This is a genomic window from Halorubrum salipaludis, from assembly GCF_002286985.1.
GTDB lineage: Archaea > Halobacteriota > Halobacteria > Halobacteriales > Haloferacaceae > Halorubrum > Halorubrum salipaludis.
In genome coordinates this window covers 167,550-188,337 of the sequence record NZ_NSKC01000001.1, presented here as the reverse complement: position 1 = coordinate 188,337, position 20,788 = coordinate 167,550, and the positions used below count along the sequence as shown (strand labels likewise).

Genomic DNA, 20,788 nt, shown 5'->3' with positions numbered 1-20,788 from the left:
CGTTTGGATAGTATATAAATGCGATGACACGGCCAACCCGGCAACGGGATCACGACCGGCAGCGTGTGCGGGACGAGGACGCCGACGAGACCGAAACCGACGCCGAGGGGGTCGAGGGGGTCGACGCCGACGAGTTGGACCCCGAGAACTTCGACCCGGAGGAGCTCACCCGGACGGCCGACGGGGAGCTGATACACGAGGAGACGGGACTCATCGTCGAGGAGGAGCAGATCGATCCCGGCCCGGAGTGGCGCGCGTTCAACCACTCGGAGCGCCAGTCGAAGTCGCGCGTCGGCGCCCCGACGACGAAGACGATGCACGACAAGGGGCTGACGACGACGATCGACTGGAAGGATAAGGACGCCTACGGGCGCTCCATCTCCTCGAAGAAGCGGTCGCAGATGCACCGGCTGCGCAAGTGGCAGGAGCGGATTCGGACGAAGGACGCGGGCGAGCGCAACCTTCAGTTCGCGCTCTCCGAGATCGACCGGATGGCCAGCGCGCTCGGGGTACCCCGATCGGTCCGCGAGGTCGCTTCCGTCATCTACCGCCGCGCGCTCAACGAGGACCTCATCCGCGGGCGCTCGATCGAGGGCGTCTCCACCGCCGCCCTCTACGCCGCCTGTCGCAAGGAGGGGATCCCTCGCTCGCTGGAGGAGATCTCCGACGTGTCGCGGGTCGACCGCAAGGAGATCGGGCGCACCTACCGCTACATCTCTCAGGAGCTCGGCTTAGAGATGCGCCCCGTCGACCCGAAGAAGTACGTCCCCCGCTTCTCCTCGGAGCTGGAGCTCTCCGAGGAGGTCCAGTCGAAGGCCAACGAGATCATCGAGACCACGGCCGATCAGGGGCTGCTCTCCGGGAAGTCTCCGACCGGATACGCGGCCGCCGCGATCTACGCCGCCTCCCTGCTCTGTAACGAGAAGAAGACCCAGCGCGAGGTCGCCGACGTCGCGCAGGTCACCGAGGTCACCATCCGCAACCGGTACCAAGAACAGATCGAAGCGATGGGGATCCACAGCTAGGCCTCGCGGGAGGGCCGTCGGTCGCGCGTTTCGTCGCCCGCGCCGGAAACGTTCAAGCCGCCGCGCCGCCAACGGCCGACGAATGCGGCTCGACGAGTTCATCGAGTTCGAGGCGAACGAGCGCGCCGAGCGGCGGCGCCTCGCCGCCGAGAAGGACTACGGGATTCTCGACCACCTCGACTCCTTCGAGCGGCGCTTCGAGGAGCACGTCTCCGACGACGCCGTGGTCGGCAGCGTCTCGCCCTCCATCTTCGTCGGGCGCTCGAACTACCCGAACGTCTCGACCGGGCTGCTCTCGCCGGTCGGCCGCGAGGATCGCGCGGCGGCGTTCGAGACCTCCGCGGCGTGGTACGACGAGGGCGTCTCCATCGCCGACGTGTTTGACCGGCGCACGAGCCTGCTCAACTCGACGCGGGGGGTCGACGTGGCGGACGCCGGCGCGACGGGCGGCGTGAAGTCGGTCGGCGCCGGCGGCGGTCCAGCCGAGAGCGTCCACGACGCGTGGGACGGCTGGCTCGGCGTGCAACGCGAGGTCGCGATCGCGGACCGGCCGGTCGACGTGGAGATCGGGCTCGACGGCACCCCCGACCTCGACTTCGAGGTCGGCACGGAAGACATCAAGACGCCGACCGGCCCCCGCGCCGCGGCCCGGACCGCCGACCTGGGGGAGAACCCGCACGTCCCGCGACCGGTGAAAAAGACCCTCGAAGACGACGACTGGCGCGCCGAGGGCGCGATGACGTACCTCTACCGGCGCGGGTTCGACGTGTACGAGATCAACACGATCCTCTCCGCGGGCGCGCTCGGGCGGGGCGAGAACCGGCGGCTCGTCCCGACGCGCTGGTCGATCACGGCGGTCGACGACACGGTCGGGCAGTTCCTCCGCGGCTCGATCCGCGACAACCCGACGGTCGACCGGATCGAAGTCCACCGCAACGAGTACCTCGGCAACGCATTCTGGGTAATCTTGGTCCCGGGACGCTGGGAGTACGAGCTCGTCGAGATGAAGTCGCCCGGCTCGATCTGGAACCCCGACCCCGAGGCGGGCGTCTACCTCGCGGCCGCCAGCGAGGGCCGCGAGGGGCGGACCGGCTACGTCGAGGAGACCGCAGGCGCCTACTACGCGGCTCGGCTCGGCGTCTTAGAGCACCTCGACGACCGCGGGCGACAGGCGAAGGCGCTGGTGCTCCGTCACGTCTCCGACGACTACTGGGGGCCGGTCGGCGTCTGGCAGGTGCGCGAGGCGATCCGGAACGCGTTCGAGGGCGAGCGCGGGACCGCCGAGACGTTCGGGGAGGCGGTCCGCGGCGTCGCCGAGCACCTCCCGGTCTCGCTGGGTCGTCTCCGGCGGAAGTCGACGATGGCGGCCGGCCTGCAGGCGAACCTCGGGGACTTCGTCGACGCGGGGTGACCCGTCCGGCGGTCGCGGCCGGAGACCGGTCGTGGTGGGGCCGGTCGCCGCTAGAGGAAGGCCGTCGCCGTCATGGCGACGGACATCGCGGCGCCGAGGGCGACGACGGCGCCGTCTGCCCTCCCGATCATGTCGTACTCGCGGGCGCGAAACGCGACCGCGAGCATGCCGACGACGCCCACTGCCACCATCAGGACGGCCAGCGCGTCCGTGAGTAATGCCATATCACCGCATGGGCGGCCCGCCTCTTGAAAGTTCGTCCGCGGTCTCGGCGGGGCCCTCGTTCGGCCCCGGTCGGCGGCGACTCGTTCCGTCCCCGGCTCCCGACGCCGCGGTTCCGGCCGACGGAACCGGCGTGCCAAGGTATATTTCCGTCCTCGCCCTTGCGGCGTGTATGCGGATGGAACTGCGGGTGTGCAAACACTGTCACAACGGCGAGCACGGAAACGATCACAAGACCGCCGTCACGCGGGACATGGTCAAATGCGCCGAGCGCATCCGCGAGTACAAGGACCTGATCGGCATCGACTCGCTGTACATCACCTACGTCGAGGAGGGCGACACCGGGGGCGCCGAGGCCCTGCCGGCGATCGTCGCCTCGATCGGCGACAACCAGATCCAGCTCTCCGACACGCAGCTGGTGATGGAGGACGCCGACGGCAACATGTTAGTCTACCCCGAACCGGAGGACATCCTCAAGGTGTTGACCCGCAACATCGACCAGATGGCCGAACAGACCCGACAGGACGTGACCGTCGACCTCTCTCCCGAGGCGGCGGAGCTGCTGTAACGACGAGGGAAGGCGCTTCTCGAAACGGACTCGACGAGAAGCGAGAACAAGAGAGCGTCGGGCGGAGCGGGCGGCCGGCGTCAGTCCTCGCGCGGTTCGCCGCCGTCGGCGGCAGCCGCCGGGACTTCTTCGGTCTGCCGCTCCTTCTTGTACCGCGCTCGGAGGACGTTGCCGTACATCGACAGCGTCAGTCCGATGAACAGCACGAGGAACCCGGCGTTGATGCCGATCGTCCGCAGGAGGCTCCCCTCGTTGAACGCGAGCTCGCTCGGGACCGGGTAGCCGCCGTACGAGACCGACGAGAGCATCACGCTGACGATGCCGAGCACGGTGAGGGCGCCGACGACGTTGGTCGCCCACCGCCACGACTTCTTCCGGCGGAGCCGCTCGATGCCGGTCGTCTCGTGGTCGTCCGGGTCGCCGTGGAAGTTCGGCGTGTCGTCTTTCGGCAGGAACGCCTTCATCTCGACCGGGAAGAAGGCGGGATGGAAGCCGTGCTCGAAGGTGTGGAACATGACCCCCATCAGCATGATGACGCCGAGCAGCCCGTGGAAGGCGACGAACGCCATCGCCGCCGACTGGGTGTTGTAGATCCCGATGAGCCACGACTTCTGCCAGATGAGCAGCCCGGTGACCATCAGCAACAGGAGCTCGACGGTGAAGATGGCGACGACGCCCTTGCCGATGTACGAGAGCAGGGGCACCTCGTCGGCCTTGTAGCCGGCGAACTGGCGGGCGTTCGGGTGGCGTTCGTCCGCCCGACCGAGGGCGAACTGGACGTCTTGGACGAACGCGTCGACGTCGCCCTTACTCGGTAACAGCGACCGGATCCCGCCGCCGTTCGTCCGGCTCAACAGCATGTACGGCACCCAGAAGCCGGTCAGCGCGATGAGCGCGAAGGCGGCCGCGCGGTGGACCACCAACACCCCGGCGTTTCCGCCCATCAGCTCCACGAGCCACCACAGCTCGGTGTTAAAGGCGACGGCGTAGCCCGTGAAGAAGAGCAGGAACACCGTCAGCGCCAGCATCGAGTGGAATAGGGTCGTCACCCGCGAGAACTTACCGTGGTCGAGGTTCGTCATTCGCGGTCACCTCCCTTCGGTTCGCCGCCATCGGCGACGGGCGCCTCCGTCTCCATTCCGGTCCCGGTCCCGGCCGGCGGTCGCATCCGGCTCGCGAGCCGGTGGAACGCCGTCCAGTGGATCAGCATCAACAGGAGGATGAAGATCCCCATGACGACGTCCGCGACGTGGATGAAGTCGATCAGGAACGTCAGGACCGTGTTCGTGACGCCGGCCTCCCAGCTGGCGCCGACGCCGCCGCCGCTCAGCGTGGGGTGGACCCGCATCAGCGCCTCGTGCCAGATCCCTTGCGAACTGAAGAACCACACCGACCCGGTCGCCAGCGCGAGGCCGAAGACCGCACAGCCCCAGAAGACGAGGCTGTCGGCGCGGTCGCCGCCGCTCGATGCCCCCGACGCCTCCGTCGTCGCCGGCTCCTCGTCGCTCGTGTCGCCGTCGGTCGGGTCGGGATCGCTCATGCGTCGCTCACCATGTCGGCGTCGTCGCCGAAGATTATCTCTAGGGCGGTGTCGTTGAAGAACGACCCGCTCCCGCGCTGTTCGAGTTCGTCCGCGATGTCGCCGGCGGAGCCGACGAGGATGGCGTCCGTCGAGCACTCCTCGGCGCACGCCGGTCCCTTCCCGGCCTTCTGGCGCGACCGGCAGCCGGTACACTTGTCCATCACGCCGCCGGTGCCGAACACCTCGGAGCTGACGGTCCCCTCGCCGTCCGGGAACTGCGGGGCGCCGAACGGGCAGGCCGACAGGCAGTACTGACAGCCAACACAGAGGTCGTCCGACACCGTCACGAAGCCGTCGTCCTCCTTCTGGAGGGCGTCGGTCGGGCACACCGACACGCACGGGGCGTTCTCGCAGTGGTAACACTGCATCGGGAGGCTGGTCTCCCCGGGGTTCTGTCCCTCCGCGAGGGCCGCCGTCTGGCGGTGGTTGTACCCCTCGTCGCCCTCGCGGCCCTCCAGCATGGTCGATATCTCGATGCGCTGTTCGGTGTTCGGTACGTCCCACGTGCGCTTACACGAGACGACGCAGGCCCCGCAGTCGATGCAGGCCTCCACGTCGGGGAAGATGCGCATCCCCTCGCCCGTGGACATCACGCCGTCGCTCATCCGGTTTTGGTTGTGTGTTGACATTAGTCGTCACCGAAGCTCTCTTGTGCCATGTCCCAGTCGCGCGTGTCGTAGGACTTCTGGCGGCCGATGCCGGCCTCGTCTTGCGGGTAGTCGATGAACTCCATGTCGAGTTCCTCGACGCGCGCCTCCGTCGCCTTCTCCATCACGACGATCCCCGCCTTGGTCTCTTGCATCTGCGTCTCGACGTCGAACCCGGAGGCCGTCACGATGTTCGCCGACTCGCCGATCGCCAGCGGCTTCGTCCCCTCCGGGTAGGCGTCGGCCTGGCTCTGGCCGCTGAAGACCCCGCCCCAGTGGTACGGCAGGAATATCTCCTCGGTGTTCGGGCGCTCCGTCACCTTCGCCTTCACGAGGATCGAGCTCTTCTCCGAGGCGGTCGGGTGGACGATGACGTGGTCTTCGCCGCCGCGGAGGTCCATCTCCTCGGCGACGTCCGGATGGATCTCCGCGTACATGTGCGGCTGGAGATCGGCCGTCAGGGGGTTGTTGCGCGTCTCGGCGCCGCCGCCCTGATGTTCGACCTGTCGCCCCGAGGTGAGGATCAGCTGCTGGGCGCCGTCGGGCATCTCCGCTTGGGCCGACTGCACCTCCTGCATCGCGTTCTCCTGTGTCGTCGCGTTGTTCTGGTCGAGCCGCCAGAAGTTGTGCTGCTGGCCGTTCGCGGGCCACTCCTCGACGAGGTCCGGGCGCGGGCTCTCGATCGGCTCGCGGTGGACCGGGACGGTGTCGAGGAAGTTCCACGCCACCGCGCGGGCCTTGCCGCGTCCCGTCGGCGGGTCCGGCTGGTTGTTGTCGAACTGCGCCCAGAAGTCGAGGTCGTGGTCGTGACCGTAGTTCTCGTTGAGCTCCTGTGCCGCGTCGAACGCGGAGCGGTCCTCGCGGAGCGCGTACTCCTGCGGGAGCGACTGCTGGTGCGGCTCGGTCACGTCGTCCGGCAGCGTCGTCGTGAACGCCGGATACTGCGGGACGCCCTCGATGGTGTCGTCCCACCACTCGGGCTCGAAGGGGTCGCGCAGCAGATCGAGGCCGTCCGCCTCGCCCTCCTCGGCGACCGTCTCGGACATCGGGTACGGCTTGTCGACGCCCATGTCGTCCCACTCGTCGGGCGTGGGGGCCTGCGTCCCCCAGCTGGTCCGGAAGTCGTGGCCGCCGTCGCGCGGGTCGAGCTCGGAGGTCCAGATGATCGGCGTCCCGGGGTGGTCGCCGCCCCAGTAGGGCCACGGCAGCGACCAGTACTCCCCGTCGACCGGCGTGCCCGGCGCGTCGGCGCGGAGCGTGTCGGTGTTGAACAGGTAGTCGTACTCGACGTGCTGTTGGAGCTTCTCCGGCGGCTGCTGGTAGCCGATCGAGCGCGTCCCGAGGTTGATCTCGCGGACGACGTCCTCGTGGGTCGACCGGCCGTTGTAGATCCCCTTCCCGGAGCCCCAGTCGAAGTGCTCGCCGAAGCCGAGCTCGTGGGCCAGCTCCATGAATATCTGGAGGTCCGGCTTGGAGTTGTGCGCCGGCGGCGAGGCGCGCTCGGACCACTGGACCGAGCGGTTGGTGTTGGTCAGCGTCCGGACGTGCTCGTACTGGCTCGACGCGGGCAGTAGCAGGACGTTGTCCTCCTTCGGGAGCGTGCCGGCGACCGCCGGGAAGACGTCGACCACGACCAGGAGGTCGAGCGCCTCCATCGCCTGTCGCTGTTTGTCCATCTCCGAGATGGAGTTCGCCGAGTGGCCCCAGTAGAAGGCCATCTTCACCGGGTCGGGCTGGTAGAGGTCGGACTCGTTGAGCCGGTCGCTCTGGTCGAGCGCGGCCTCGTACCACCGGGCGACGGTCAGCCCCTCGCGGAACATCATGTTGCCCGCGGTGTCCGGCCAGCTCGTGTCCCGGTCGTCGCCCGGGGGCCCGCCGTTGATCTTCTCGAAGAGCTCGTCGTCCATCGTGGCGAAGTAGTCGTCGTGGAGCTCCTCGGCCGTGATCGACCCCGAGGTCCACGGACTCTGGTTCCAGACGTTGGTCCAGTGTTCCCACGACCCCGCGCCGCCGACGCCGTAGTAGCCCGGAAGGATCGACGACTCGACGCCGAGGTCGGTCGCCCCCTGGACGTTGGCGTGGCCGCGCATAACCTGGAGGCCGCCGCCGGAGCGGGCGGCCGACCCCCACCCCAGCGACGCCAGCGCGTACGAGCGGATGTTCTGCGTCCCGTTGTTGTGCTGGGTGCCGCCCATCGCCCACTCGATCTGGATGTTGGGCTGGTTCTCGATCACGAGGTCGCCGATCTCCTGGAGGCTCTCCTCGCTTATCCAGGAGATGTCGGCGACGGTCTCGAGGTCGTACTGGTCGAGCTCGGCGTCGACGTCCGGCCACCCCATCGTCCGCTCGTCGAGCATCTCCTCGTCGAGCTCGCCCTGGTCGCGGACGTACTTGATGAGGCCCATCATGATGGCCACGTCCGTCCCCGGGCGCATCCGGTGGAAGCGGTCGGCGTGCGCCGACGTCTTCGTGTACCGGGGGTCGATAGAGACGATGGTGCCGCCCCGCTTCTGCCCCTCCAGGATGTGCTGCATCACGACCGGGTGCGCCTCCGCCGGGTTCTGCCCGATGATGATGAGGAGGTCGAAGTTCCGGTAGTCGTTGATCGTGTTGGTCATCGCCCCGTAGCCCCACGTGTTCGCGAGGCCGGTGACGGTCGTCGAGTGGCAGATACGCGCCTGGTGGTCGATGTTGTTGGTGCCGAGGAACGCGGAGAACTTCCGGGAGGCGTACGCCGACTCGTTGGAGTGGTGCGCCGATCCCAGCAGCATCACGCTCTCCGGGCTGTACTGCTCGACCGTCTCCTCGTAGGTCTCGGCGATCTCGCTGTACGCCTCGTCCCACGAAATCTTCCGCCACTCGCCGTCCTCCTTCCGCATCGGGTGTTTGAGCCGCCGCTCGGAGTGCTCGGTCTCCAAGATCCCGGCCCCCTTCGAACACAGCGACCCGTTGTTCAGCGGGTTCTCGTGCCACGGCTCCTGGCCGACGAACGCCTCGCCGTCCTTGACGGCCTTGAAGCCGCAGCCGATGGAACAGTAGTTACAGATCACCTTCGCTGTCTCGGCGTCGTCGCCGACGCCGTCCGGTTCCTCCTCCTGTCCGAGGACCTGTCCAGTCGCGCCGCCCCCGAAGGCGACCGCGCCCGCCAGCGCGGAGGCCTTCATGAACGACCGCCTGTCCAGGTCGAGTGTTACGGGCTCGCTCATTGGTTGCCGCTCCGTGTGCCCAACCCCACGTGTCCCGCACGCCGGATCGGCATACAGCATGGGCCCACGACCGTAATCAAAAGAAACTTCCGACAGAACCGGCCAGATCTTCCTGTATTTATGATTATAGTTACTTTTCAGACCGCTGGAACGCGGAAAATCTATTTATAGTATTTAAACCCTCCGACGAAGGGCGATGAATGTGCTACCGATTGGCGCGGATATCGCTCGCGCGCGCCGGCCCGCGATCGGCGGACGCGCGGTGCGAGCGGTGACGCATTCCGAGTCCGGCGCGGGACACTGATCTGTGCCCGGGACAGACCCACGTGCGGGTCGCGGCCCGATCCGTGCCGGCGGTCGCGGCGGTTCTGACCGGATCCGGTTCGGTTCGCAGCAAGCCCTTTGACACTCCGGCCATAACCCGGTTCGCATGAACACGGGGACCTTCGTCTGCTCCTGTGCGGACACCTGCGACGTCGACCTCGCCGAGGCCCGAGAGGGCATCGAGGGGGTCGACGTCGCCGCGAGCTCGCGGATGCTCTGCGGCGACGGCCGCGATGCCATGTCGGCGGTCATCGACGAGCACGACCTCGACCAGCTCGTCGTCACCTGTCCGGAGCCCGGCGTCCAGGAGTCGCTCCGGGAGGAGGCGGTCGACCACGGGCTCCACCCGGACGCCATCGAGTTCGTCGACCAGCGCGAGGGCGCCGGCTGGGTCCACGGCGAGTCCGCCGCCACCGACAAGACCGCGCGACTGGCCAACGCCGCGGCCACCCGCTTCGACCACGAGCCGGTCGAGCGCGTCCACACCCGCGAGGCAGGCGACCGGGTCGCCGTCGTCGGGGACGCCGAGACCGCCGCGGCGCTCGCCGACACGGCCGACGTGACGCTCGTCGCCGACGGCCGGGAGCTGGCCGGCGAGGCGGACCTCGACGAGGTGACCGTCGAGCGCGGCCGCGTCGCCGACGTCTCGGGGCGGTTCGGCGAGTTCACCCTGACGCTCGAGGCCCGCGTCACCGAGGACTGCATCTCCTGTATGGAGTGCGTCCGACGGGGACCCGACGGGATGGTCACGACCAGGCCGGTCGACATCGACCCCGACGCGCCCGACGGCGCGTGGACCGACTGCTGTCCCGTCGACGCCATCGACACCGACGGCGTCGCCCGCGAGCTGGAGGTCGACCAGGTCGTCTACCCCGGCGCCGACGCCGACACCCGCGGTGGTCGGATCGGGTTCTACACGCACGTCGACGCCGGGGCGGTCTCGGCGATCGAGTCCATGCTCGGCGGCTACGAGGGTCCGGACCACCTCGATCTCGATATGGACGTCTGCGCCGCCGGCGAGTCGGGCCAGCAGGGCTGTACCGCCTGCGTCGACGCCTGCCCCCACGGCGCCGTCGAGCGCCCCCGCGTCGACGACGTGGACTTCTTCAAGGAGGCGTGCCGGAACTGCGGCGCCTGCACCAGCTCGTGTCCGACCGGCGCGGTCACGCTCAGCGAGCCCGACAACGAGCGCATCGCCCGACAGGTGGAGGCCCTGCTGCGTCCGACCACGGACGACTCGGGCGGCTGGCTCTTCGACCGCGGCTCGGACGGGATCGAGACGCCCGTCGTCGCGTTCGTCTGCTCGGAGCGCGCCGCCGAGGCGCTCTCCGAGTACGGCCGCCGCTCGCAGATCGGGCCGGGCGTCGAGTACCCGCCGATCCTCCCCGTCCGGGTCAACTGCACCGACACCGTCGGCGAGGCGCACGTCGCCCACGCGCTCGCCGCGGGCGCGGACGGCGTCGCGGTCGTCGGCTGCGGCGACGACTGCCTGCACTCCGGACCGGACCCCAAGGCCGAGTTAGTCGACCGGCTCAACCGCGCCACGACCGACCTCGGCCTCGGCGAGCGCGTCGCCTTCTTCGCGCCGAATCTCGCCGACCACGGGCCGTTCGTCGACGAGCTCGACGCGTTCGTCGAGTCGCTCGACCCGTCGCCCGTCCCCGCCGGCGAACACGAGGCGACGGGGCGGCTCGTCGACCCGGGCGCCGGGAGGGACGGGGCGGGCGCCGCCCTGACCGACGGCGGGATCGCGGCCCAGCCGAGCGGCGGCGAGCGCCCGAACCCCGCGTTCAACAGCCACGACTGGACGTTAGAGAGCGTCCGGACGATCCTCGACCACGTCGACCCCGAGCGGGACGTGATCCGCGGGCTGAAGGACTTCGCGGCCGTCGAGGTGTCCGACGACTGCGCGCTGACGCCGACGTGTTCGAACCTCTGTCCGACCGACGCGCTCCGCCGAGACGGCGCCGAGCTCCAGTTCAGCCACGAGCGGTGCGTCAACTGCGGACTCTGCGAGGAGGGGTGTATGGAGGACGCGATCGAGCTCGATCCGGGGATCCACCTCGACCGGCTCCCGGAGAACCGCGACGGGGAGTCGTGGGAGACGGCCTTCGAGGGCGAGATGCGCGAGTGCGCCAACTGCGGGACGCCCTTCGCCAGCGAGGGCACGGCCAGCAAGATCCAAGAGGAGGTCGGCGGGCTCGTCGAGGGGCTCACCGCCGGCGACGAGAACGTCTTCGACTACTGTCCGGACTGCCGCGTGCGGCTCCTTCACGGGAGCGGCGACGTGGGGGGCGACCGATGAGCCTCGACCAGACCGCCCTCTACGAGACCCGCCTCGAGCTCTCGGGGTTCCTCGTGGACGCCTTCGCCGACTACCCGCCGGAGGAGCTGCTCGAACGGCTGCTCTCGGGCGACTTCGAGGTCCCGGAGCAGGCCGTCTCGGACGACCTCGACGCCGGGTTCGAGCGCCTCCGCGCGTTCGCCGCCGACAACGAGGGGCGCGACGTCGACGCGGTCCGCGACGACCTCGAACGCGAGTACACCCGCGTCTTCGTCGGCCCGCGGCCGCCGGTCCTTCCCCACGAGACGCACTACCGCGACGACACCGACTTCCGCGGCGAGGGGCTCGCGAAGGTCGAGGCCAGCTACGGGGCCGCGGGCTGGTCGCCGCCCGACGACTACCCCGAGGAGAACGACCACGTCGCCGTCGAGCTGGCGTTCCTCCGGCACCTGATCGAGCGCCAGCGGGCGGGCGACGAGGAGACGCTGGGGTTCCAGCGCGTCTTCCACGACGAACACCTCTCGCAGTGGATCGACGACTGCGCGCGGGACGTGTTGGACAACACCGACGAGCCGTTCTACGAGGCGGCGGCGTACCTGCTGTCGGGGTACGTCGCCTTCGAGGAGGAGATCGCGAGTCAGATGACTTGACCGGCCGGCTGGGCGTTCGCCGCTTCCGGCGCCCTACTCGTCGTCTTCGTCGTCCTCGGTCAGTCCGAGGTCCATCTCGTCGGGGTCGCGCTGGCCGTCGTTTATCTCGTGGGCCGCGTTGTGCGTCCACGTCTCGTGACCGTTACACCGCTGACAGCCGGTGTCGGGACGCCATCCGCTGTCTTCGTGCATACGACTGTCATACCCGTGCACGGACAAATAGCTTCCCCTCGACCGCGTTTTCTCGGCCCGGCGGCGAGGCGAAACGGAGGGGAGCCGACGCCTCACAGAGGCACGAGGCGGAAGCCCACGACTTCAGTCGTGGGTCACTGACTCCGGCGTGACGGTGTCGGAGTCGAGGAACGCGCCGGCGAAGAGATCGACGTGGAGCCGCAGCACGGTCTCGCGGTCGACGCCGGACGCCTCGGCCTGGGCGTCGAGGAACGCCCGCAGCTCCCCGCTGGGGACGTATCGGATGATCTCCCCCTCCTCGTCGAGCTCGAAGTCGACCTCCTGAGCGCCGGTCGCGAGGTGTTCGATCTCCAGCAGCGCCTGCTCGGCCTTGGCCTCGAGGGCGGCCTCCTCGGTCATCACGCGCTCTTCGGCCCACTGGTCGGCCCCGCGGCGGAACCGTTCCGAGATCGGGACCTCGATCGGGTCGCTCACGAGTTCGGCGCCCCCTCGAAGGCCGGTTCCCACGTCGTGGTCACTCCGCAGTCGGGACACTCGCGTACGACGGGCTCGTCCAGCGGGTTCCCCCGGTCGACCAGCCCGCACTCGGCACACTCGTAGTACATCTACTGCGGCGGCCACTCGTCCGGCGCGGGACCATCTTCGTTCAGCTCGCCGACGAGGGCGATGGCGAACCCGACGAGGGCCAACAGCACGACGGCCCCGACGACGGCGCCGACGCCGTGTTGGCCGATCCACCAGTCGGCGGCTATCGGTCCGGCGCTCGTCGCGACGTTCAGCGCGGTGAGCGCGCCCCATCCGATGAACAACAGCAGTCCTGCCAGAAGCAGTCCGTTCTGCTGGCTCGCGGTTCGAAGACCCATGCCCGTGATATCTCACCACACGGTCTAAAGTGTTCCCCGTGCCGGCAAGCGGTCCGGAACCGCTCGGGCGGCGGGCGACTCCCCCGCGGCTACGCGAGGTCCCAGCCGGCCTTCTCGGCCGCCGTCTCCAGGGGGACGAACTCCCAGCCGGCCGCCTCGGCGATCCACTCGTCGTCGGGCGTCCCGACGACCGCCAGCCGCTCGGCGTGGAACATCGAGGTCTCGTCGACCTCGGCGAGCCGTTCGGCGGGCCCGTCACCCGTGCCGTTGAAGAAGTCGGCGTCGACGCCGTGATCGCGCTGGAACCGCGTGATGACCGGGGCGCTCACGTCGCCGACGATCCCGATCCAGTCGGCCCACTCGCGGGCGGAGGCGACGACCAGCCGTGGGTCGGCGAGCGCGGTCAAGGCGTTGTACGTCAACGCCATCGTCATCTCGTCGGTGCCGCCGCCGTGCGGGCCGCCGCCCATCGGACGGGCGTCGTCGGGCGCCTCCGAGACCGTCGCGCCCGCGCCGGAGCCGCCGCGGTCGGTCGGCACGCCGGCGGGCTTGTCGTCGTTCTCCCGCGGGACTCGCGGGATGGCGCCGGACGGGCTGTCGTCGGCCGCGTCGGAATCAGCCGCGTCGGAATCGGGCGAGTCGGCGGCGACCGAGTCGGTATCGGGCGACCCGCTGCCGGCCGAGTCGGCGCCGGTCTCGTCGCCGTCCTCGCTCCGCTGTAGCCAGGCGTCGCGGTCGGGTCGGGAGTCGTCGTCACCGTCCGTCTCGATGTCGTCGAGGTCGATCCGTTCAGTCATCGTCGTGTCTCGGAGGGTCGTTCTCGGGCGGGGTTCCGACCGGCGTCTCGGCGTCGGCGACCGCATCGAGGTCGAGCCGGGCGAGCGTTTCGGGGGTCGGCAGCCCGTCGCGGTCCCAGCCGCGGGCGGCGTAGTAGGCGTCGAGGAGGCGTTCGAAGGCCGCCGGCTCGACGCGGTCGCCCGCCGCGGGGCCGTCCGTGACGGGCTCGGTCAGGGTGGGCGGGAGTTCGTCCGCCTCGCGGTCGAACCCCTCGCGGGCGTTGAACAGCCGAACGAGGTTCCAGACGCGCTCGCCGGCCAGCCGGAGGGACGCGGCGTCGTGGTCGTAGCCGAGCGCGTCGAACCACTCGGCGCCGAACCCGTCCCACAGCGGCTCGCCGGCGAAGTCGTCCGCGACGAAGCTCCACAGCGCCGACCGAGTGTTCTGCGCGGTCACGACCGCCGCGACCCGGTCGCTCGTCGACGCCCCGTCGGCGACGGCTTCCCACTCGATGGGGCGGGCCCGGCGGTGACAGCCGCCGCGGTCGCTGGTCGCGTACGCCAGCGCCATGCCGACGGCCGCCCGGGGGTCGTACGACGGCAGCTCCATCGACTTGACCGTCGGGATGGCGTCGTCGGTGCCGTAGGCGTCGGCCGCGGCATCGACGCCCCCGGCGAGCGCGTCGGCGACGCCCGGCTCGCAGGGGCCGGCCCCGCCCGTCGCGATCGCCTCGATGAGCGCGCGGGCGCCCTCGGGGTCGCCGAACGAGACCTCGCAGTCGACGCGGCCGGCCTCGGCCGCGCGGACCGCCCAGGCGACGGCGTTGCCCGCCGAGATGACGTCGACGCCGAGGCGGTCGCAGTGCTCGCCCAGCGCCGCGACGGCGTCGAACTCCGCGACGCCGAGCCCCGCGCCGAGGGTCATCGGCGCCGCGCCGCGGGGGACCGAGCGCCCCGCGTCGGTCTCGACCTCGAAGCCGCCGGGTACCTCGCGGTCGGGGCGTTCCCGTCCGACCGCGGCGGAGCGGGCGGCCTCGATGCCGATGTCATCGGCGGCCTCGAAGCGGTCGCGCTGCCACCCCTCGGTGGCGAGCGCGCCCACCTCGTTGGCGAAGTCGACGCTCTCGATGGTCTCGCCGGCGGCCTGCCAGCGCCCCGTGTCGCCCTCGGCGTAGGCGCGCTCGTCGCGCTCCCGAAGGGCGGCCAGCGCGGGCGGGACCCCGGGCGGATCGCCGCGGGCCACCACGGCCTTGAGCCGCTTCGACCCCATGACCGCGCCGGCGCCGCCGCGACCGGCGTGGTGGTCGCCCGCGTCGGAGGCGATCGTCGCGTAGGCCACGCCGCGCTCGCCCGCCGGACCGATACAGGCGACGCCCGCGTCCGGGTGGGCCGCGTCGGTCTCGACCGTGTCCGCGCCCCAGGTCTCGGCCGGTTCGACGCGGGCGTCGCCGCCCTCGACGACGATCCGGACCGGCTCGTCGGCGACGCCGGTCACGAGCAGGGCGAGGCAGTCGTCGAGCGAGCCGACCAGGCGGTCGGCGAAGTCGCCGCCGGCGTACGAGTCGAGGAAGCCGCCGGTCAGGGGCGACTTCGTCACCGCGGCGTAGCGCGTCTCGCCCGGCAGGTATCCCGAGAGCGGACCGACGCAGAAGCCCAGCAGGTTGTCGGGGCCGAGCGGGTCGGTCCCCCCGTCGAGCCCGTCGTAGAGGTAGCGGGCACCGAGCCCCTTCCCGCCGATAAAGCGGCGGCGCCACGCCTCCGGAACGCGCTCGCGGGAGACGGTCTCCGAGGAGAGGTCGACCCGCAGGACGCGGTCTCGTTCGGGCATCTCTCCCTCGGTTTAGCGCCGGTACGCAAAAGCGTGACGGCGACCGAGATCTCCGAGGGGCAGGTCGCCCCGACGGGACTCAGTCCTCGGCCCAGTAGTACAGATCCTCGCGCGGCGCGTCGCAGCTCGGACAGTTCGCGGGGAGCTCGCCGCTGATCTCGCCCATCTCTCCGCACTCCCAACAGCGCCACATCACGTAGGCGGTGCCGAACACGTCGCGCGCCTCGGTGAGCGGCAGCGACTCCGCGCCCGCCGGCGACGAGACGTAGAAGCCGTCGTCGTCGACGCCCCGAACCGTCCCCAGCCGCCCGCCGTCCTCGTCGTATACCTCTTGGCCGATACTCACGTTGGCGAACACGGGTTCTTCGGAGGCCATGCGCGGGGATACGCGCCGGGTCGGTTTAAATCATGGTCCATGTTGACAAGCAACTTTGTGCGGTCGGCGCGCGCCTCCGAGCGCCCTTTTAAGGGCGCGAGTAGGGAGAGACCGAAGGTCTCTCTGACAGCCGGCGGCGACGCCGCCGGCGAGAGCGCGTGCGAGGGAGTCGGCGGCGACCAACGGGAGCCGCCGACGAGGCTGGGGAGGCGTGAGGCGCTGTGCGGTACTGTGCGGGGCGGGACTCGAAGGGGCAGCCGCGAGGCGGCCGCAGACGACGCAAGCACTGCAGGGAGCGAGCAACGCGAGCGACCGAAGCGCACAGCGAGCGTGCGGCCGCCTCGCGGCTGGGGCTTCGGCGGTGTTCGTGTCGCTCAGCGGTTTATAAGCAATCGCATCGGCGTACGGCCGAGCGGTTGGGGCTTCGGCGGTGTTCGTCGTCGATCTAACAGCAACCGTTTATAAGCAAGCGGTTGGGGCTTCGGCGGTGTTCGTCGTCGATCTAACAGCAACCGTTTATAAGCAAGCGGTTGGGACTTCGGCGGTGTCCGTGTCCCTCAGCGATTTATAAGGGTCTCCGAGCCGCTCCGCGTCTACGCGACCGGCGTGCGCTCGACGACCGTGCCGTTCACGGTCGGGTACTGCTCGACGATCTCACCCTCCGCCAGGTCGCCGTCCTCGACCATCTCCTCGAGGAGCCACCACGCGACCTCGACGTGGTCCGACTTCACGGTGTAGAACTCCTCGGGAACGCCGAGCGCCTCGAAGCGCTCGGGGTCGGCGAACGCCTTCCCGTAGACCAAGGTCCCGTCGTCGGTCACCTCGTCGAACTCCCGGCGGATGTTCTTCGCCATCCGCTTCAGCCGGTTCCGGTGTTGGGCGGCGTCTTTGAACACCGAGGTACAGAAGTACACCTTCTCGTGGCTCGCCATCTCGGAGACGATCGCGTCGTCCTTCGACCCCTCGACGGCGGACATGTGGCCCTCCTGCAGCTCGAAGCCCTCCTCCTGCATCCGGCGGTAGTTCCCGTCGGACATCTCGAACTCGTTGATGTTACAGAACTCCGCGGCGCCCTCGTCCAAGAACTCCAGGAACTCCGGCTCCGCGCGGATGCCGGGGATCTCGAAGGCGGGGGTGAGCCCCTCCTCGCGGGCGATGTGGAGGATCTCCTCCCACTCGGTGCCGTGCATGTCGCCCCACACCTCCAGCGGCGGGTGGAAGCGGATCTCGTCGAGGCCGGCCTCCGAGAGGCGGCGCATGTTCTCGCGGCCGCCCGTGATACCCGTGTACAGGTGGGTGTGGTGGTCCTCGCCGAACTCGTCTTTCAGCAGTTCGAGGTACCGACACGTCTTCGCCATCGCCTCCTGCGGCTCGCCGCCGGTGATCGAGGTGCCGAGCGCGCTCATGCGCTTGGCCTCTTGGATCACGTCCTCGTCGGACTCGACCTTCCGCTCGTTGGCGTACACGTCGGTGACGTTCTTCCGGTTCTCTCCGAGGGGGCAGTAGAAGCAGTCCCGCTGGTCGCAGTAGCCGTAGACGAACAGCACCATCTTCCCGCCCTTGGCGCACTGTTCGCAGCCCTTGGAGATCATCTACCCTCTTCTACCGGCTGCGGCCTCAAAAAGCGTCCGAACCGCGCGTTTCCGGGTGATCCGTTGTCACGGGGGTCAAATCGGTCGGGACGAACATACGAACACAAAGTATGTACCCCCGCCGCCGGGACGGATGGGGTATGAAGCCCGAGCCGCGTTCCGACGCCGCCGCGGAGGACCGCACGGGAACCGCCCCGACCACCCGCCGCCGTGCGCTCGCGCTCGCCGGCGCGGTCGGCGCCGCCGGCCTCGCCGGCTGTACCGCCCTCGACGTCGTCACCGGCGACGAGCCCGCGGAGTTCTCCTCGGGCACGGCGACGGTCGCCGACGCGACGCTCTCCGAGACGGGGTACGAGCTCAACGACGTGAGCGAAGAGACTGTCTCCCGGGAGGTCGAGGCCGCCGGACAGACGCGCGAGGTCCGGGTGACGAACACTATCGCCGAGTACGACAAGGCCGTCGAGCTGTTCGGCGAGCGGTACCAGGCGGCGGTCTTCGCCGCGCTGGCGACGCCGCGGGTCGAGGTGCTCGGTGAGGCGTTCAACCCGGTCGGCGAGCTCGACGCCGACGAGCGCGCAGAGCTGATCGCGGACCGGTACGAGGGCGTCAGCGACCTCGAACGCGGCTCCGAGTACACCACGGCGGTACTCGGCGCGGACACCGGTGTCGTCGTGTACTCGGCCGACGGCGAGATCGAGGGAACCGGCGTGAGCGTCGAGCTCGAGTTCCACATCGCGGAGACGGTCGAGGTCGGCGACGACTACGTCCTCCCGCTGGCCGCGTACCCCGAGTCGTTCGGCGACGGCGAGAACGTCCGCGCCATGATGAACGGGCTCGAACACGAAGAGGCGTAGCGACGCGGTCGAGCCGCGGGGCCGACGGATCCCCCCGACCGTCTGCCGTGCGCGACGGTGCGGTCGACGGATCTGCGACGACCGGGCCGAGCCGAAAACATATGCCGACCCCTCGCGTAGACTCCGATAATGCTGCTCGTCCTCTGCGTCGACCTCGACGACGACCTCGGCCGGAAGACGGGGATCCCCACCCCCGTCATCGGCGCGGACGAGGTCACCGAGGCTGCGGTCGCGCTCGCGACCGCCGACCCGGAGGACTCCGACGTGAACGTCCTCTTTCAGGGCGTCAACGTCTACGACGAGCTGGCCGCCGGCGGCGAGGCGGTCGAGGTCGCCGCGGTCACCGGCGTCGACGGCTCCGACGTGCGGGCGAACCGCGCGGTGGGACAGGAGGTCGACCGCGTGCTCGCGGAGCTGTCGACCGGCGAGGAGGTGTCGGCCGTCGTCATCACCGACGGCGCGCAAGACGAGTCGGTGCTCCCGGTGATCCGGTCGCGGATGCCGATCGACGGGATGCGCCGCGTCGTCGTCCGCCAGGCGCAGGACCTCGAGTCGCTCTACTACACGATCAAGCAGGTGCTCGCGGACCCGGAGACCCGCGGCACGATCCTGGTGCCGCTCGGCGTGCTCCTCCTCATTTATCCGCTCGTTGTCGTCGCCAACCTGTTCGACGTCGCCGGCGCGGCGGTCCTCGGGATCCTCTCGGGGATCGTCGGGCTCTACTCGCTGTTCCGCGGGCTCGGGCTCGAAGACACGGTCGACGGCGTGGCCGCGTCCGTGCGCAACGTGCTCTACACCGGGCGGGTGACCCTCGTCACCTACGTCGTCGCGCTCGCGCTGATCGTCGTCGGCGGGGTCCAAGGGATGGAGACGGTCGAGACCGTCCGCGGGGTCCGCGGCGGCGTCACCGCCGGCGTCGCGCTCGCGGCGTTCGTCCACGGGTTCGTCCAGTGGCTCGCGGTCGCCGGGGTCACCTCCAGCCTCGGCCAGATCACCGACGAGTACCTCGCGGGCCGGTTCCGGTGGCGGTACCTCAACGCGCCCTTCTACGTCCTCTCGATCGCGGTCGTGCTGTACGCGGTCTCCGGGTTCTTCCTGCCGGCCGCGCCGGGCGTGACCTCGCTCGGGCTCCCCGACCTCGCGATGGCGCTCGCGGCCGGGACGCTCACCGCGGTGTTGAGCACGCTCGCGTTCGCGGTCGCGGAGTCACAGCTCCCGTCGGCGGATCCGGCTTGAAAAGGTGACGACGCGGGCGACTGTCCCCCGACCGGCTCACCGCGGCGTCCACTCCTCACAGGCGTCCATGTCGTCCATCAGCTCGTCGTAGTGACCGCAGTACGGCTGCATCCCCTGCTCCGTGCGGACGTAGTCGAACTGCGCGCAGTTCCCGCAGTAGGTGTCGCCCGGGCCGTCGCGCGCGGCGGGCGAGACGCCGGGAGTGACCGGGCCCTCGGGTCCGGACGGGCCGTCGGAACCGCTCCCGTCGCCCGCCCCGTCGAGCGGGGACCGGATGTCGCTCGCGGTCGCGCCGCCGTCGCTCACGCCGGCGGGCCGGCTCTTCCCGCTCGATCGCGATCCGCCGGACGATCCGGTCGACCCGGACGCTCCGGCGGATCCGGACGGGGGAGACGATCCGGTCGGACCGGTCGACTCGGACGGGACCGACCCGGATCGCGAGCCGGAACCGGCACCGGAGCCGCTCCCGCCGCGCCGGTTCGTCTGCGTCTCCACGTCGCCGTCCGGCGTGCCCCCGAGCAGGCCGACGCCGCCGCCGCGGTTGAGCTCGGCGCGGTCGACCTCGATCACCTTCGTCTCCCCCTTGTGGGTCACCTCCATCGTGACGGTGCCGCCGGGGTCGTTCCGGGTCTTGAAGTTGGCGACGCCGACGAACACGCTCCACAGCGTCGTCGCGGCGCCGGCGAAGTACAGCCCCGCGGTCGGCAGCGTCAGGTCCGTCAGCTCGGGACGCGGGCCGCCGACCCAGTGGTACGGGTAGGCGTATGCGAACAGCGCGACGCCGAGACACATCACGCCCGCCCCGACGACCGCGGCGACGCGGGTGTTGCGGTCCGCCGGGAGGACGGTCATCACGCCGAGAAACACCAGGGGGACGCCCACGCCACCGAGTACGCCGCCGAGACGCCTCGCTTCGCCGGAGCTGTAGCCGCTCGGGAGGACGACCTCCGCGGCTACGAGGAGTCCGGCGACGAGGAGCAGCGTTCCGGCGACGAACGAGCCCACGCCCAGGTACAGTCGGCGCGGGTCGACCTCGGAGCGCCCCCGTCCGCCGTACGCCTCCGAGAGACTGGTCATACGCGCCCTACGTCGTCCTCCCTGAAAACAGTATGTCAGACGTTCGCCCGCGGCGCGGGACGGAACGGGGATCGG

The 20,788-nt window shown here is 69.9% G+C and carries 21 protein-coding genes; 7 read left to right on the top strand and 14 right to left on the bottom strand.

All coding sequences use genetic code 11. The features are described from left to right. Nucleotides 1-23: 23 nt before the first annotated feature. Nucleotides 24-1,025, top strand: coding sequence for a transcription initiation factor IIB (locus CK500_RS00910; protein ID WP_095635379.1), 1,002 nt, complete (start codon nt 24-26; stop codon nt 1,023-1,025). An 82-nt stretch (nt 1,026-1,107) separates the two neighbouring features. Continuing rightward, the gene (nreA, locus tag CK500_RS00905; protein WP_095635378.1) at nt 1,108-2,436 is read left to right on the top strand and encodes a DNA repair protein NreA; all 1,329 of its coding nucleotides are present in this window, start codon (nt 1,108-1,110) and stop codon (nt 2,434-2,436) included. Between the two features lie 50 nt (nt 2,437-2,486). Here the strand turns inward: nreA and CK500_RS17125 are convergent, their stop codons facing one another. Beyond that, entirely contained in the window at nt 2,487-2,660 is a 174-nt protein-coding gene (locus CK500_RS17125) for a hypothetical protein (RefSeq protein ID WP_158224014.1), read from the bottom strand. Nucleotides 2,661-2,830: 170 nt separating this feature from the next. Between CK500_RS17125 and CK500_RS00900 the strand changes: the two genes are divergently transcribed. Beyond that, entirely contained in the window at nt 2,831-3,226 is a 396-nt protein-coding gene (locus CK500_RS00900) for a hypothetical protein (RefSeq protein WP_095635377.1), read from the top strand. A gap of 80 nt (nt 3,227-3,306) precedes the next feature. Here the strand turns inward: CK500_RS00900 and CK500_RS00895 are convergent, their stop codons facing one another. The 4 genes from CK500_RS00895 to CK500_RS00880 are packed head-to-tail and all read right to left on the bottom strand — an operon-like array spanning nt 3,307 to nt 8,661. Beyond that, nucleotides 3,307-4,308 (bottom strand): cytochrome b/b6 domain-containing protein, encoded by a 1,002-nt coding sequence (locus tag CK500_RS00895; protein WP_095635376.1) that lies wholly within the window; start codon nt 4,306-4,308, stop codon nt 3,307-3,309. Continuing rightward, a complete protein-coding gene (locus CK500_RS00890; RefSeq protein ID WP_095635375.1) occupies nt 4,305-4,766 on the bottom strand; it encodes a hypothetical protein in 462 nt (153 codons plus the stop codon). The genes CK500_RS00895 and CK500_RS00890 overlap by 4 nt, the downstream gene beginning before the upstream one ends. Beyond that, a complete protein-coding gene (locus tag CK500_RS00885) occupies nt 4,763-5,437 on the bottom strand; it encodes a 4Fe-4S dicluster domain-containing protein (protein WP_095635374.1) in 675 nt (224 codons plus the stop codon). The genes CK500_RS00890 and CK500_RS00885 overlap by 4 nt, the downstream gene beginning before the upstream one ends. After that, nucleotides 5,437-8,661, bottom strand: a complete 3,225-nt coding sequence (locus CK500_RS00880) for a molybdopterin-dependent oxidoreductase (protein ID WP_095635373.1) — start codon at nt 8,659-8,661, stop codon at nt 5,437-5,439. The genes CK500_RS00885 and CK500_RS00880 overlap by 1 nt, the downstream gene beginning before the upstream one ends. Before the next feature lie 430 nt (nt 8,662-9,091). On the opposite strand from CK500_RS00880, the gene CK500_RS00875 reads away from it, so the two are divergent. Both CK500_RS00875 and CK500_RS00870 read left to right on the top strand, forming a co-directional pair. Further along, on the top strand, nt 9,092-11,290 hold the full coding sequence (locus CK500_RS00875) for a hydrogenase iron-sulfur subunit (RefSeq protein ID WP_095635372.1): 2,199 nt from the start codon (nt 9,092-9,094) through the stop codon (nt 11,288-11,290). Then, the gene (locus CK500_RS00870) at nt 11,287-11,919 is read left to right on the top strand and encodes a TorD/DmsD family molecular chaperone (RefSeq protein ID WP_095635371.1); all 633 of its coding nucleotides are present in this window, start codon (nt 11,287-11,289) and stop codon (nt 11,917-11,919) included. Before CK500_RS00875 ends, CK500_RS00870 begins: the two co-directional genes overlap by 4 nt. A gap of 33 nt (nt 11,920-11,952) precedes the next feature. On the opposite strand, the gene CK500_RS17120 is transcribed toward CK500_RS00870, so the two are convergent. The 8 genes from CK500_RS17120 to CK500_RS00835 form a co-directional block, all read right to left on the bottom strand. Next, a complete protein-coding gene (locus tag CK500_RS17120; protein ID WP_158224013.1) occupies nt 11,953-12,111 on the bottom strand; it encodes a hypothetical protein in 159 nt (52 codons plus the stop codon). Nucleotides 12,112-12,234: 123 nt separating this feature from the next. Further along, nucleotides 12,235-12,585 carry a hypothetical protein gene (locus CK500_RS00865; protein WP_095635370.1) on the bottom strand — a complete coding sequence of 117 codons (351 nt, stop codon included), beginning with the start codon at nt 12,583-12,585 and terminating at the stop codon, nt 12,235-12,237. Then, the gene (locus tag CK500_RS17700) at nt 12,582-12,716 is read right to left on the bottom strand and encodes a hypothetical protein (protein ID WP_255521204.1); all 135 of its coding nucleotides are present in this window, start codon (nt 12,714-12,716) and stop codon (nt 12,582-12,584) included. The genes CK500_RS00865 and CK500_RS17700 overlap by 4 nt, the downstream gene beginning before the upstream one ends. Next, on the bottom strand, nt 12,717-12,974 hold the full coding sequence (locus CK500_RS00860; RefSeq protein ID WP_095635369.1) for a hypothetical protein: 258 nt from the start codon (nt 12,972-12,974) through the stop codon (nt 12,717-12,719). A gap of 89 nt (nt 12,975-13,063) precedes the next feature. Further along, entirely contained in the window at nt 13,064-13,771 is a 708-nt protein-coding gene (locus CK500_RS00855) for a DUF7124 domain-containing protein (protein ID WP_095635368.1), read from the bottom strand. Further along, entirely contained in the window at nt 13,764-15,578 is a 1,815-nt protein-coding gene (locus tag CK500_RS00850) for an aldehyde ferredoxin oxidoreductase family protein (RefSeq protein ID WP_095635367.1), read from the bottom strand. Before CK500_RS00850 ends, CK500_RS00855 begins: the two co-directional genes overlap by 8 nt. A gap of 79 nt (nt 15,579-15,657) precedes the next feature. Next, nucleotides 15,658-15,954, bottom strand: a complete 297-nt coding sequence (locus CK500_RS00845) for a DUF7130 family rubredoxin-like protein (RefSeq protein ID WP_095635366.1) — start codon at nt 15,952-15,954, stop codon at nt 15,658-15,660. A 593-nt stretch (nt 15,955-16,547) separates the two neighbouring features. Beyond that, a complete protein-coding gene (locus CK500_RS00835; protein ID WP_095635364.1) occupies nt 16,548-17,546 on the bottom strand; it encodes a radical SAM protein in 999 nt (332 codons plus the stop codon). A gap of 140 nt (nt 17,547-17,686) precedes the next feature. On the opposite strand from CK500_RS00835, the gene CK500_RS00830 reads away from it, so the two are divergent. Further along, on the top strand, nt 17,687-18,400 hold the full coding sequence (locus CK500_RS00830) for a DUF6517 family protein (RefSeq protein WP_095635363.1): 714 nt from the start codon (nt 17,687-17,689) through the stop codon (nt 18,398-18,400). 129 nt (nt 18,401-18,529) lie between these two features. Then, on the top strand, nt 18,530-19,636 hold the full coding sequence (locus CK500_RS00825; RefSeq protein ID WP_095635362.1) for a DUF373 family protein: 1,107 nt from the start codon (nt 18,530-18,532) through the stop codon (nt 19,634-19,636). Nucleotides 19,637-19,672: 36 nt separating this feature from the next. On the opposite strand, the gene CK500_RS00820 is transcribed toward CK500_RS00825, so the two are convergent. Beyond that, the gene (locus tag CK500_RS00820; RefSeq protein ID WP_095635361.1) at nt 19,673-20,713 is read right to left on the bottom strand and encodes a DUF7139 domain-containing protein; all 1,041 of its coding nucleotides are present in this window, start codon (nt 20,711-20,713) and stop codon (nt 19,673-19,675) included. Nucleotides 20,714-20,788 lie beyond the last annotated feature (75 nt).

What these genes read in the sequence shown, in the direction of transcription:
- CK500_RS00910 (WP_095635379.1), top strand. Translation starts at nt 24, where the DNA reads ATGACACGGCCAACCCGGCAACGGGATCACGACCGGCAGCGTGTGCGG.
- nreA (WP_095635378.1), top strand. Translation starts at nt 1,108, where the DNA reads ATGCGGCTCGACGAGTTCATCGAGTTCGAGGCGAACGAGCGCGCCGAG.
- CK500_RS17125 (WP_158224014.1), bottom strand. Translation starts at nt 2,660, where the DNA reads ATGGCATTACTCACGGACGCGCTGGCCGTCCTGATGGTGGCAGTGGGC.
- CK500_RS00900 (WP_095635377.1), top strand. Translation starts at nt 2,831, where the DNA reads ATGCGGATGGAACTGCGGGTGTGCAAACACTGTCACAACGGCGAGCAC.
- CK500_RS00895 (WP_095635376.1), bottom strand. Translation starts at nt 4,308, where the DNA reads ATGACGAACCTCGACCACGGTAAGTTCTCGCGGGTGACGACCCTATTC.
- CK500_RS00890 (WP_095635375.1), bottom strand. Translation starts at nt 4,766, where the DNA reads ATGAGCGATCCCGACCCGACCGACGGCGACACGAGCGACGAGGAGCCG.
- CK500_RS00885 (WP_095635374.1), bottom strand. Translation starts at nt 5,437, where the DNA reads ATGTCAACACACAACCAAAACCGGATGAGCGACGGCGTGATGTCCACG.
- CK500_RS00880 (WP_095635373.1), bottom strand. Translation starts at nt 8,661, where the DNA reads ATGAGCGAGCCCGTAACACTCGACCTGGACAGGCGGTCGTTCATGAAG.
- CK500_RS00875 (WP_095635372.1), top strand. Translation starts at nt 9,092, where the DNA reads ATGAACACGGGGACCTTCGTCTGCTCCTGTGCGGACACCTGCGACGTC.
- CK500_RS00870 (WP_095635371.1), top strand. Translation starts at nt 11,287, where the DNA reads ATGAGCCTCGACCAGACCGCCCTCTACGAGACCCGCCTCGAGCTCTCG.
- CK500_RS17120 (WP_158224013.1), bottom strand. Translation starts at nt 12,111, where the DNA reads ATGCACGAAGACAGCGGATGGCGTCCCGACACCGGCTGTCAGCGGTGT.
- CK500_RS17700 (WP_255521204.1), bottom strand. Translation starts at nt 12,716, where the DNA reads ATGTACTACGAGTGTGCCGAGTGCGGGCTGGTCGACCGGGGGAACCCG.
- CK500_RS00860 (WP_095635369.1), bottom strand. Translation starts at nt 12,974, where the DNA reads ATGGGTCTTCGAACCGCGAGCCAGCAGAACGGACTGCTTCTGGCAGGA.
- CK500_RS00855 (WP_095635368.1), bottom strand. Translation starts at nt 13,771, where the DNA reads ATGACTGAACGGATCGACCTCGACGACATCGAGACGGACGGTGACGAC.
- CK500_RS00850 (WP_095635367.1), bottom strand. Translation starts at nt 15,578, where the DNA reads ATGCCCGAACGAGACCGCGTCCTGCGGGTCGACCTCTCCTCGGAGACC.
- CK500_RS00845 (WP_095635366.1), bottom strand. Translation starts at nt 15,954, where the DNA reads ATGGCCTCCGAAGAACCCGTGTTCGCCAACGTGAGTATCGGCCAAGAG.
- CK500_RS00835 (WP_095635364.1), bottom strand. Translation starts at nt 17,546, where the DNA reads ATGATCTCCAAGGGCTGCGAACAGTGCGCCAAGGGCGGGAAGATGGTG.
- CK500_RS00830 (WP_095635363.1), top strand. Translation starts at nt 17,687, where the DNA reads ATGAAGCCCGAGCCGCGTTCCGACGCCGCCGCGGAGGACCGCACGGGA.
- CK500_RS00825 (WP_095635362.1), top strand. Translation starts at nt 18,530, where the DNA reads ATGCTGCTCGTCCTCTGCGTCGACCTCGACGACGACCTCGGCCGGAAG.
- CK500_RS00820 (WP_095635361.1), bottom strand. Translation starts at nt 20,713, where the DNA reads ATGACCAGTCTCTCGGAGGCGTACGGCGGACGGGGGCGCTCCGAGGTC.